7 protein-coding genes and 1 pseudogene are annotated in these 12,199 nt (G+C 56.5%); 1 reads left to right on the top strand and 7 read right to left on the bottom strand.

Features of this window, described 5'->3' with window-relative positions:
* Window positions 1–43: 43 nt before the first annotated feature.
* On the bottom strand, window positions 44–2,125 hold the full coding sequence (locus ACAW75_RS13655) for a CHU_0125 family OmpA-like outer membrane integrity protein (RefSeq protein WP_370729284.1): 2,082 nt from the start codon (window positions 2,123–2,125) through the stop codon (window positions 44–46).
* Between the two features lie 247 nt (window positions 2,126–2,372).
* On the opposite strand from ACAW75_RS13655, the gene ACAW75_RS13660 reads away from it, so the two are divergent.
* Window positions 2,373–3,176 carry a hypothetical protein gene (locus ACAW75_RS13660; protein ID WP_370729285.1) on the top strand — a complete coding sequence of 268 codons (804 nt, stop codon included), beginning with the start codon at window positions 2,373–2,375 and terminating at the stop codon, window positions 3,174–3,176.
* Window positions 3,177–3,217: 41 nt separating this feature from the next.
* Here the strand turns inward: ACAW75_RS13660 and ACAW75_RS13665 are convergent, their stop codons facing one another.
* The 6 genes and pseudogenes from ACAW75_RS13665 to tnpA all read right to left on the bottom strand — a co-directional run bounded on the left by ACAW75_RS13665 (window position 3,218) and on the right by tnpA (window position 11,833).
* The gene (locus ACAW75_RS13665) at window positions 3,218–4,402 is read right to left on the bottom strand and encodes an NRAMP family divalent metal transporter (protein WP_370729286.1); all 1,185 of its coding nucleotides are present in this window, start codon (window positions 4,400–4,402) and stop codon (window positions 3,218–3,220) included.
* Window positions 4,403–4,552: 150 nt separating this feature from the next.
* Window positions 4,553–5,446 (bottom strand): 3-keto-disaccharide hydrolase, encoded by an 894-nt coding sequence (locus tag ACAW75_RS13670; protein ID WP_370729287.1) that lies wholly within the window; start codon window positions 5,444–5,446, stop codon window positions 4,553–4,555.
* An 18-nt stretch (window positions 5,447–5,464) separates the two neighbouring features.
* Complete coding sequence (locus tag ACAW75_RS13675) at window positions 5,465–6,124, bottom strand: Uma2 family endonuclease (protein ID WP_370729288.1); 660 nt, start codon at window positions 6,122–6,124, stop codon at window positions 5,465–5,467.
* A 60-nt stretch (window positions 6,125–6,184) separates the two neighbouring features.
* Window positions 6,185–6,931, bottom strand: a pseudogene (locus tag ACAW75_RS13680) (class I SAM-dependent methyltransferase).
* A 2-nt stretch (window positions 6,932–6,933) separates the two neighbouring features.
* Window positions 6,934–10,854, bottom strand: coding sequence for a hydantoinase B/oxoprolinase family protein (locus ACAW75_RS13685; protein ID WP_370729289.1), 3,921 nt, complete (start codon window positions 10,852–10,854; stop codon window positions 6,934–6,936).
* A gap of 511 nt (window positions 10,855–11,365) precedes the next feature.
* Window positions 11,366–11,833, bottom strand: a complete 468-nt coding sequence (gene tnpA / locus ACAW75_RS13690; RefSeq protein WP_370729290.1) for an IS200/IS605 family transposase — start codon at window positions 11,831–11,833, stop codon at window positions 11,366–11,368.
* Window positions 11,834–12,199 lie beyond the last annotated feature (366 nt).

A 12,199-nucleotide genomic window follows, 5' to 3' on the forward strand; every position in this document is an offset into this window, starting at 1 on the left:
TGGGCTGGTGTTGTCCAGCCCTATTTTTTGTGAATCGAATACGTTACAGCGCCAGTACTTTAAACTCAGTGCGCCGGTTGCGTTGGTGCTCTTCCTCCGTCCGGGCGTTTTTCACCACGAGCTGCGTTTCGCCGTATCCTTTCGCCGTAATGCGATCAGCCTCGATCCCTTTCGAAACAATGTAGTCGACGGCCGCTTTAGCCCGATTCTGCGAGAGTGTCATATTATAGGCATCTGGCGAACGGGCATCGGTGTGTGAACCCAGCTCGATTTTCAGCGATGGATTATCTTTCAGGATCGTCACCAGCTTATCCAGCTCCTCAGCCGCATCGGGGCGGATGTTGTATTTGTTGAGGTCGTAGTAGATGTTTTCCAGGGCAAACGTTTTGTTCAGCTCTACCTTGTCCAGCAACAGGGCCACGTTGAAGGTGGTGTCGGTTTCGGGTTTGGTCAGGAAAATGTCTGGAATACTACGCCCCTGCATGGTAAAGGGTTCGCGGCGAGTCAGGTAACCGGGGCGTTCGGCTATGACGCTATACGTTTTACCTTCCTGCACCGGGAACTTCCCGAACGTACCTGGCTGGCCGGTGGTGGCTTCGGCTACGGTGGCATCGTTACTGTCATCAACTACCCGTACCCGGGCCGAATCGAGGGGTGCGGCCGGCGTCCCGGCATTGGGGGCGGCGTTGATCTTGACGGTACCAGCCAGGAAGTAACGCACTACTTTAGGGCCACCGGGTGTACCGGGTTTGGGCGGGTTGTTGCGGGCAATGGTCGTTGTATCGCCAGACGGAGCCGAGCCGTTTTCGACCAGGTAAATGTCATCATCGCCTTTGCCGCCGGGGCGGTTGCTGGCCATATAGCCCTTGTTCGGGTCGGGGAAGGTCAGGCCAAAATCATCGGCGGGCGAGTTGATGGGCTGCCCCATATTCTCGACCCGGATAACGCCACCTGAACGCGTTGCCACGAACACATCGAGCTTACCCAGACCAGGGTGCCCGTCCGACGAGAAATACAGTTTGCCATCGGCGGCCACGAACGGGAACATCTCGTCGCCGGGGGTATTGATATCGCGCCCCATATTGACCGGGCGGCTAAACCGGCCCGACGCATCCATGTTGGCGCGGTACAGATCAATGCCACCGACGCTACCAGCGCGGTTCGAGGCGAAGTACAGCGTTTTGCCGTCGGCCGAGAAGGCAGGTGAGCCGTCCCACGCCAGCGAATCGGAGATAGGGAGCCGGAAAGGAACGTTCCAGTTGCCGCTCTGGTCCTGCCGACTCAGGTACAGGTCTACATCGGCACCACCTTTGCGTTTACCGTTATTGCCCCGGGCAAATACCATCATCTTGCCATCTTTCGAAAAAGCGGGCGTTCCCTCGTTCACGTCGCCCTGAAAGACGTTGCCGCTAAACAACTGGGGGCCAGCACTACCCGCGCCGGTCTCGTCGGGTCGTTGACTAACTTTTGCCTTGTAGAGGCCCGTCATAGCCAGGCCATTGTTTTTATAGGTAACGTCTTTCCGCGAGGCGGTGAACACCAGCTCATCGCCTCGGAGTACGGGGGCATATTCAGTACCGGGCGAGTTGACGGCGCTCAGGTTTGTTACCCGGAAATCGGTCTGTTTACCGGTAATGGCGCTGATGGCCCGCAGCGTTTCAATTTCCCGCTGCGCTTTGGCCAACCCTACCTTGCTTTTCGGCCGGGCGTCGATGTACTGCTGCAACTGCGTTTGTGCGCCGGCATAATCACCGGTTGCCTTGAGGGCGTAGGCATAGTTGAGGCGAAGATCGGCCAGATTAGGATCGGCGAAGGCGGGTTTGGCAACGGCATCGGGGGTGGTAGTCGCTACCGATGTAGCCACGCCGGCATCAATGGCTTTCTGGTAAAATGGTGCCGCCTGGTCGATGTGGTTCGACAGACGATATGATTCGGCGGTGTAATAGTTCAACCGCCCGGCATCGACCTTACCCGATGCTTTGGTGAACTGACCGAGTGCCAGGTTGTACTCACCGGCATCGAAATGGCGAACGCCTTTTTTGTAGGCCTGCATGGCCGAATTACACCCGCTCAGCCCAATGGCGACACTCAGTACCAGCAGCGGAACCCGCATAGAGAATTTCATAATCAACGGAGCAAAACAGATTAACCCGCCCAAGATAATAACGTTTTGACGGGCTCATTTATCAATACCTTATTTAAACGAAATCAGCACCTATTTATTAGCGAGTGTTCATGTGAGAATAGATCACACGCTACAACAGGTTAGGCGCTTTTCAGGTACGTATGCCTTGTCTTTTTACACTTACCTGAAAACACAGTACATTGTTGCAAAAACTCGTTTAGATTCGCTTGTTGATTATCAGGCATGTATGAACCGACTGGTCCTTCGATTATTCTGTTATCTGCTTCCGTTTATTTCTCTGGCCGTCTGTGCTCAGCAACTCGCCGGGAGCTGGCAGGGAGCGCTCACTTCACCGCAACAGCCAACAGTAAGCTATCCGACAACCATTTCATTCCAGCAAACGGGTTCACAACTAATGGGTACGGTGCGCATGCAATCAGCAGGCGTCACAGAAACCTACTCGATAAAAGGGAATGTGCAAGGCAATCAGGCCACCGGAACCGCAACGTACCCTAAAGATGGCACAACCTTTCAGTTTGAAGGGATGCTCACCAATGGCCAGTTGGTTATTGCCTTTGGTTTGAATAATGTAGCCGTTATGACAGGCACGCTTACCCGACCAGGCACGTTGGAAACCAGTAAGACAGAAAACGTACCCAGCCGAAGCGTACCTGCGGATAAGCTGGCCCGCGACGCCAGACTGGCTGGAACCTGGGCAACAACCAGCTATTACGGTAGCGGTACGCAATTTTATAGCTCAACCCGCACAATGATCGTCTTCTTTCCAGATGGTCGAATCGGGTCAGGAGGGGCCTCAGTCAATGCCAGTTACAGCGGTGATGCCGGTTCTGTCAATGGAGGTTCGTCGGGCAGCGGTGTACAGATGGCCGAAGGTGCTGCCTGGTACACGAAGGGCGATCAGATCTGGGTGCATGCCACTCGTGGAAAAGAACCCGATCAGCTGTTGGGCAGGTATAGCCTCTCTGACAATAGCCAGCAGATGCTTCTTTACCAGGGCAATGGCAAGAAAATTTACGAGCGGGTCAAGTAGCAGTTCCCGCCAGCAGCTGAGACTGAGTGCCTGACCATTTATCAGGCAGTTAGCGCCAGCCACACGTTCCAGCCGCCCAGTACCGCCGTGACCAGCACCACGAGGCCCATCGCCAGGTTCTGCGACAAGGAATTGACGTGTTCCCCCAGCAGGCGGCGGTTGTTCACGGCGATGAACAGAAACACCGTGACGAAGGGGAGCAAAATGCCGTTGATGGCCTGCACCGCCACAATGACGGGAATGGGCGTAGCGTTGGCCAGGCCGAAACCCACGCCCGTTGCCAGTACCGCCAGCCAGATGAGCCGGAACGTACCTGAATTTTTAGGTACATTCAGCAGGCTCTGTGCCGTGATTGCCGCCGCCAGCGGGGCCGTGAGTGAGGAGGCAAAACCGGCCGCAAACAGGCCAAAGGCAAACAACGTACCTGCCCAGGCGCCTACCCGTTCGGCCAGTACGGCGGCCATGTGCGGGTACGTGAAATCGCCGGGAATGAGCAGGCCCGCCAGCAGCAACACCACCGAAATAATGCCGCCCAGCACCACCGCCACCCAGATACCCAGCCGCATATCGCTCAGCGATTGGTTGGGCGATATGCTGGACCCGAAGAACAGGTTGTAGGGAACAATGGTGGTACCGATCAGCCCGTTTATAAGCAACAACGACCCGCTGGGTACATTTGGAATAACCAGCGCCTTCGCCAGCGCAACGGGCGTAACGGGTGCGCCAAAGGCAACGTAGACAAACGCGCCGCCCATAGCGAATACCACCAGCCCCAGCATATTGGCTAGCCCCTGCGTAGACCCCACCCACAGCAAGGCCACGCACACCAGCCCGACCACTACCGTCAGGTACGTGACAGGCCAGCCCGTGAGCAACGCCAGCCCCGACACCGCACCGAGAATATTACCCGCCTGATAGGCCGCACAACCTAGGAAAATAGCCAGAAACAAGGCCCAGGCCACCCAAACGCCCATTTTGCCCGAATAGCTCTGCCGAATTACCTGCCCCAAATCGCGGCCCGTAGTGATGGTAATGCGCGAGGCCGCTTCCTGTAGCCAGACAGTTCCCAGGGTGGCAAACGTCAGCACCCACAGTAAATCCAGCCCGTATGTCGATCCGGCAATGGCGCAGGCCGTGACCGACCCCGGCCCAATGAACGCCGCCGAAATAACCGACCAGAACAAAATACTGCCAAGACCGGCACGAAGGGAGAGAGATTTGGGCATAGGGAAAAGAACGGAGGAAGGGGAGGGAGGAAAGGGAGGAAAGGGAGGAAAGGGAGGAACGGAGGAAGGAGAAAGGGGAGCTTCGCCAGGTTAGAATCGCTAATCAGCGAAGCTCCCTTTCCTCCTTCCTCCCCTTCCTCCGTTCCTCCCTTATTTAAACACACACGCCGCCTCGTCGGCTACCACGTAGTATGACTTGTAGTTTTTGGCCTTGCGGTTCATGCAGCCTTTGAGGTTCAAGACCTTCAGGTTGCGGAAGTCGATGGGGTGGCTTTCGGCTTGCAGGGCAATATAGCCTTCTTTCAGGGGTTTTCCGGCTCGTTCCCGCCAATACGCGGCATCGGCTACACCCGCCTGTTCGTAGTCGTTGTCTTTGCTGATGAATACGGCGTCGGTAACCGGGTGTTCGTAGGCCAGCACGGTCTTGCCTTCCATACGGTGCTCGATCAGCGAATCGCCCAGCACCAGCACTTCCACGGCCACCCACTGATCGCCATCGTAGGTTTTCGAGGTCGATTCAATGCAGTGGAGCGGGTTGACCTGCCCTTTCTGCTTCACCAACGTACCCGGCGAACACAGATTGGCCGTTGGTCGGGGTTTCCCGTTGCTGAGTCCACCCAGCGTTTGCACTTCCAGCGAAACGGGGAAATCCTGTTTTAAACTAACACTCGCCGCCGACTGCGAATGGAACATGATGCCGCTGTTTCGCACATTCCAGGTGGCTCCGCCCGGTGTCTGGTTGCCTGTAAACCGGTATTCGAACCGCAGGATGTAGTGCGAAAAGGGCTGCTTGTAATACATATGCCCGAACTTTCCATCGAAGGTTTTGTACTGGTCATACGCAATCCGAATCATGTCTTTCTCGACCCGGAAGGTATTGCCATAGTTTTCGCCCAGCGGGTAACTGGTGATCTTTATGTCCCAGTTACTGAGGTCTTTCCCATTGAACAGCGATAGCCATTCTTCTTTATCAGCCTTCTTTTGGGCGAAAGCGGGAAGAGCAAGGAAAGTCAGGAAGGCGAGAACGGAACGAACGTGTTGCATACGGGCTGTCGGCCGGGGTTATTTCAGGAATTGTTGAAGGGCAGTCATGTTGGCCGTCTTATCGAAAATAGCGCGAACCGGAATGGCAAATCCAGCCACAGATTGGCTGGTTATCGTCTGCTTGATGGTATAGGTGGCGACGGCCTCATATTCCTCGGTATCAGCGTCGATCGTGAACTGCTCGACACGCTGCCGGAGCGGGTCAACGAGCCAGTATTCAGCTACGCCATGCGCCGCATAATCGACAAATTTGGTGTCGCGGTCATGCTTCTGCGTACTTTTCGACAGCACTTCAACCACCAGATCAGGAGCGGGATAATACAACTGATCGGGCCGAATCTGCGCGGCTTTTTCGGTCGCCCAAAAGCATATATCCGGCTCGTAACTGTTACGCGTCAGCTCAACCAGGGCCTTTTCCGTGCGAACAAGGCCTATATCATTTTTCATGACGAATAAGTTGAGCAAAAAACCCAGGTTCATCACGGCCTCAGTATGCCGATCCAGCGCGGGGGAATGCACAACGATTTCGCCGTTGATAAACTCGGCTTTCATGCCCTCATCCATCCATTCGTAGAAAGCCCGTCGTTTTTCCTTTTCGTTGTTGAGAATAACCTGTGCCTGCTGAATAATCAGTGGGGCTTTTGGCGTGTCCAGCAGTTGATACAGTAGCTCGGTCATAGTCAGATAGTGGCTTTACCAAAGATACATTTTTTTAAGACAACGGAACCGTGCGCGACGTCAGCCAGGCGGGCTAAAGCCGGTAATGCCTGACGCACAACCCCAGAAATGGGTCGTCAGTCGGCAACTCAACCCTTCGTTGACAAAGAGCCTCATGGCTTGTTGGCAATTTCCAAAGCGGGTGGTATACGTGCCAAGCATCCGGTATGTCTGCGGATTACCCAGAAACAAAGCACCCAGCACGGGTATGGCATACCGGAGGTAGAAAAGATAAACCATACGTAGCAGTAATGGCTCTGGCACCGACACCTCGATGCATGAAAACTGCCCCCCCGGCTTTAGAAGCCGCCGCACCTCCCGCGCCAACTGACTGATTTGTTACTCATTGAATGTTTTTAAGCCAAACGCAATGACAACGTGGTCAGCCGATTGGGCCGGTAACGTACCTGCCAGCACATCCTGCTGAAGCAGGTTGATGGTGTAGGCTGAAAACGCGGGACGCTTCCGCTTCCGGTCGGCATACTGAAGCATCTGTTCACAGAAATCGACGCTCACGATGGTACCTCCGGGTCCAATCTCCTCGCAGATATAATCCCAGGTTTCGCCCATGCCCGCCATCAGATCAACTACCACCTGACCCGGTTGTAGACCAAGTTCCCTGACGCATTGTCGCCGCCAGCGGTTGGAAAAGCCGAACGAGGTGATGGTGTTCATGCGCTCATAACTCGCACTCATGGTGGCGAACAACTTCTGAACGAAGGCTGCTTCGTAGATGGTAGCAGGCGACTGTTGGTATTGAAAAGGCATAGTTAACGTAGTTGAGGTATTCCTACCCCGCCGCCGCCGGGGGTTTCGAGGCGGATGCGTTGGCCGGGGAGCATTGGCCGGGTGAAGAGGCCGGGGAGCGTTTCCTCCGTTCCGTCGGGGAAAATCAGGGTCTGTTTCCCCACAGCACCGGGTTCTCCGCCATCAAGACCGTAGGGAGCTACTACCCGGTGCTGGCTCACAAGCGTGGCCTGTAGGGGAGCCAGAAACTCCAGTTCACGGATGAGGCCGTCGCCGCCGCGCCACCCCGCCGCGTCGGGGGAGCCGCCCGCCGCCCCGCCCGAATTGGGCCGGAGGCTGAACCGCCAGAGCCGCACGGGGTAGCGGCGTTCCAGCGTTTCGGGGTCGGTGAGTTTCGTGTTCGTCATGTGCTGATGCACGCCCGACCGCCCCGCCTGCCCGCGTGTGGCCCCCGCGCCGCCACCGATGGTTTCGTAGTAGCCTACCGACTCGTTGCCAAACAGAAAATTGTTCATCGTCCCCTGACTGCACGCGGCCAGTCCCAAGGCTTTCAGCAACGTGTCGACCAGCCGCTGACTCACTTCCGTATTGCCGCCCACGACGGCGGGGCAATCGGCCGGGTTATCGGGGAAAACCGGGTTCAGAAAAGACGATTCGGGCAGGATGAATTGTACGGGGGCCATCAACCCTTCGTTGAGCGGAATACTCGTCGCATCGATTTGCTCACCCACCCACAGCCGCAAGACATACAGCACCGCCGAATGCAGAATCGAGAGGTTGGCGTTGAGGTTGTTGGGATGCACTGGCCCCGTTCCCCGCAAGTCGATGGTTAACGTCTGGTCAGCTACGGACATACGTACCTGGATCGGATGTCCATCGTCGAGCGTTTCCGTGGCGGTAAATTCCTGCCCGTCATGGTGTGCCAATACGTTCCTGATGGCATCGGTGGCCGATTGCTGAAGCCGGTCCATGTACTGGTGAACGGCCGCGAGGCCATGCGTCCGAACCAGGTGTTGCAGGGCCGTTTCGCCCGCCCGCAACGAGGCGATGGCCGCTTCCAGATCGGCCCGGTTTTCGGCCAGTGCGCGGGTTGGGTACGTTGCCCGTGAGAACTGATGGGCCAGTCCGCTTTCAAGTTGTCCATCAGCCCCGGTTTCCCACAAAAAATGACCATTCCGCACCAGAAACTGCGGGGCCAGCACCACGCCTTCTTCAACGAGCGAGGTAGCATCGGGCGGCATGGATCCAGGTGTTCTCCCCCCAATTTCGGCATGGTGCGCCCGGTTAATCACGTACCCAATCAGGGTCTGTTCATCGTCGAATACACCCTGTAACAACGTCACGTCGGGCAGGTGCGAACCGCCGTATTTCGGGTGGTTGGTCACCGCTACATCGCCGGGTCCGAGGGGCGAGCCGTCCTGCTCCAGCTTCGCCAGCGTCAGCCGGGCACATACGCCGAGGCTGCCCAGATGCACCGGGATATGCGGTGCGTTCACCACCAGTCGGGCATTGGCATCGAGCAGGGCGCAGGAGAAATCGAGTCGTTCCTTCACGTTCACCGAAAATGCCGTTCGCTGCAACTGTGCGCCCATTTCTTCGGCAATGGCCCGGAACCGCTGCGTGAAGAGTTCAAGCTGAATGACCACCCCTCCCCTTAAAAAAGGGGAGGGGGGCCTTTTTAGAGTAGCTTCGCTAATTAGCGAAGCGTTTCTCCCCTCCCCTTTTTTAAGGGGAGGGGCTGGGGCGGTCCGACGTTTCGGTGGGGTAACCGCCACTACCGTTTTATCTCCCTGCACCGTCGCTTCCCAGCCTTCTTCCAGAAAAGCCGATGAGGTCGTGTTCAGCAATAAAGCCGGACCGGTGAACTGGTCGCCGGGTTGCAGTATCGTCCAGTCATAGGCTGGGTACGTACCTGTGTGGAAAGCGGGTTCAATAAGCGTTCTTTCGGGTACGTCCTGAGGCTGTTTTGATGCTTCGGGCAATGTACCTACGGTGACGCGCAGGCTTTCAACTTCGATAGGCCGCCCTTCCGGCAGATGCCCATAGAGTCGCCGGTAGTCGCGGCGAAAGGCGGCTTCCAGTTCATCCGGTGCGTGGCTGGTCACCGGAACAGGTACCGTAGCTTCCTGTCCCTGAAGCCGGAGAAACAGCGTAGCGGTAGTGATTACGCGGGCCGACCCAGTGCCGAGGTCCTGGTACAGATCGGCGGTTGTCTGCTTCGCAAGCAGGGCAATCCAGCCGGGAAGCTGGTCAGCGATGGCCGAAAAAGGCTGTAAAACAGATTGGCTGGTGCGCCGCTCAACCTGCGCCTGCCCCATACCGTAGGCACTGAGCAACCCACCGTCGAAGGGTAAAACAAGGCGATTCATGCCCAGCAGCCGAGCCACCGAACAACCGTGCAGTCCACCCGCCCCGCCAAACACCAGCAGGCTGTAATCGACGGGATCGAAGCCGCGCGCGACCGATATTTTACGGATGGCCCCGGCCATAATTTCGTCAGCAATGCGCTCAAAACCAGTCAATAACTCAAGGGCATCGGCCAGCTGCCCCGTTGCCTCACTGACCTGCCGCACAACGGCATCGAGCGCGGCCTGCGCTTTGTCGGGGAAAACCGGAATACCAAACTGCTTCGGGATCAGCTTGCCCAACAACAGGTTCACGTCGGTGATTGTCAGCAGCGGCGGCTGACCGGGGCTACCAACGCCATAACAGGCCGGGCCGGGATTGGCCCCCGCGCTTTTCGGCCCAACGCGCAGTTGGCCGGTCAGCGCATCGAACCAGCAGATGGAGCCGCCGCCCGCCGCCACCGTTTCAATGGCCAGGGAAGGCAATTGCAGCTCAAACGGGCCAATAGGCGTTGAAAAGCGATAGTCGGGCAACCCGTTTTCCAGCCGGGCCACATCGGTGCTGGTGCCGCCCATATCCAGCGTGAGTACGGCCTCATTTCCAGCCGTCGCTGCCGCAGCGACGGCTGCCGCACCAATTACGCCACCGGCCGGGCCGCTTAGCAGGCTATCTTTCGGCTGAAACAGATCGGCCCGAACCAGCCCGCCAGCACTCGTCATCACCCGTACAATGCGGCCACCCAACTGCGCCCGAACATTATCCAGGTACGTAGCCAGCACAGGTGTCAGGTAGGCGTTGATTACGGCCGTCTGCGTCCGCGACACGTACCCCGGCGCGGTGGAAAGACTAGTTGAGGTGGTGACGACAGAGAAACCTGCCTGGGTCAATGCCTCGGCCAGTTGCTGTTCGTGAACGGGATTCTGGTACGCATTCAGCAACGAAACAGCCACGGCATCGGGGTTTGCCGAACGTACCTGCGCGATCAGTGTTTGTATTGTTTCGGTGGAAAGCGGAATCAGTACCTCCCCATCCGCAGCGATACGTTCAGTCACCTCCCATACCGTTTCGTACAGGACTTCAGCGGGCGGAATCGCGAGTTGGAACAGGTCGGGTCGTTGTTGTGTGCCGATCACCAGCAGATCGCGAAAGCCTTCCGTGACCAGCAGGGCAACCCGTGCGCCCTTCCGCTCGAGCAGGGCGTTGGTGCCGCGCGTGGTGCCGAGCCGCATTTCCAGTTCAGGAAACGGCTGATTCAGGGGCGTTTGCGTGAGTAATCGCGCCGCCAGCACGGGCGCTTCTTCACCAGTAAAAAGCTCGACGGTGGCTGTTGGGCGGGGGTTTATAAATTCCTCAGTCAGTGTTAGTTGCCCATCAACGGCCAGCGATTGAACTAGGTACGTTTCGCCCGCTTCAACAACGCGCAGGGTATAGCCGTTGAAGATGGGAGCAACAAGCCAGGGCGCAACCACCCGCCCGTTGCTAAGTTGACCACGTAAACGGGCACTGCTCAGTACTTTGGTGCGGTGAAGAGCGCCGTTTGGGTCGCGGGCGAGGCCATCGGTGAAGGTGCCGCCCGTATCAATCCAGATTTGCCACATGCCTGCAAAGTAGGCGAACAGAACGCGGATTTGGCATTGTTGAGCAAATTTTGAGATGAAGTTTAGTCCGCAAAACGGTTAGTGGACAACCACGTCTATAGCCGTTTGGTCGCTACGCGACGGAAGGTGAGGCGGGAGACGATCATTGCTACAAACATTAAGTCGCTACGCGACGGAAGGTGAGGCGGGAGACGATCATTGCTACAAACATTAGGTCGCTACGCGACGGAAGGTGTGTGGGAGGAATGATCATTGCTATAAACATTAGGTCACTACGCGACGGAAGGTGAGGCGGGCGACAATGGTTGCTATAAACATTAGGTCACTACGCGACGGAAGCCGGGTGGGAGACGATGGTTGCTATAAACATTAGGTCACTACGCGACGAAAAGCTCTGCCGGAGGAATGATCGTTCTCTCCATTGCAGAGCTTTTCGTCGCGTAGTGACCTAATGTTTGTAGCAATGATCATTCCTCCCACACACCTTCCGTCGCGTAGCGACCAAACGGCTTCATTCCTCTTGCACCGGCGTGAACAGGTATCGTTCATCATACGGCACATCAAATTTTTGGAGAAATGCTGTGTACTCCTCCAGAAAGCTTTGTTTCCGATGGTGTTCTTCCTGATTCTGGATGTAATTAACAACGGAGCCAATCTGTGAGTGACTGTAAGAAAAGGCACCATATCCTGTTTGCCACTCAAATCGACGTGCGGTTAACTTCTTCTCGTTAATCCACTTCGACGAATCCATTTTGAGGTACTGCACTAACTCGGAGATCGCCTGCTTGGGGTTTATTCCAATGAACACATGAACATGGTCAGGCATGCCGTTGATGGCAATCAACTTATGGCCCTGATGCTGTACGATTCCGGTCATGTAGCGGTATAGATTCTCCTTCCACGCTGCCTGAATCAGTCCATGCCGATGCTTTACCGCAAAAACAACGTGCAGATAGATTTGTGTGTAGGTGTTTGCCATCAGCTGTTGGTTTATAGCGCCAAACCTACTAATTACCCGACGTTCCACAAGTTTACCAACAGGTCTTTTGGTCGCCTGGCGAGGGGCCCCAGCGGGCCGGACCCAATGGCTATAAGCCATGATTCATTCTTTGTCTGGTCTTTTCGTCGCATGGCGACCAATGTCTATAGCATACGATTTCTTCGTCTGGCCTGCCGTCGTACAGCTGCCCCGTCGTGTAGCCGCCCCGTCGTGTAGCCGCCTCGTCGTGTAGCCGCCTCGTCGTGTAGCGACCTAATGTCTATAGCACACGATTAATACCCCATCCGGCTTCCGTCGCGTAGCGACCAAACTATTGGCTTGATGCTGTTTGGTCGCTACGCGACG

It is taken from the genome of Fibrella arboris (assembly GCF_041321095.1).
Lineage (GTDB): Bacteria > Bacteroidota > Bacteroidia > Cytophagales > Spirosomataceae > Fibrella > Fibrella arboris.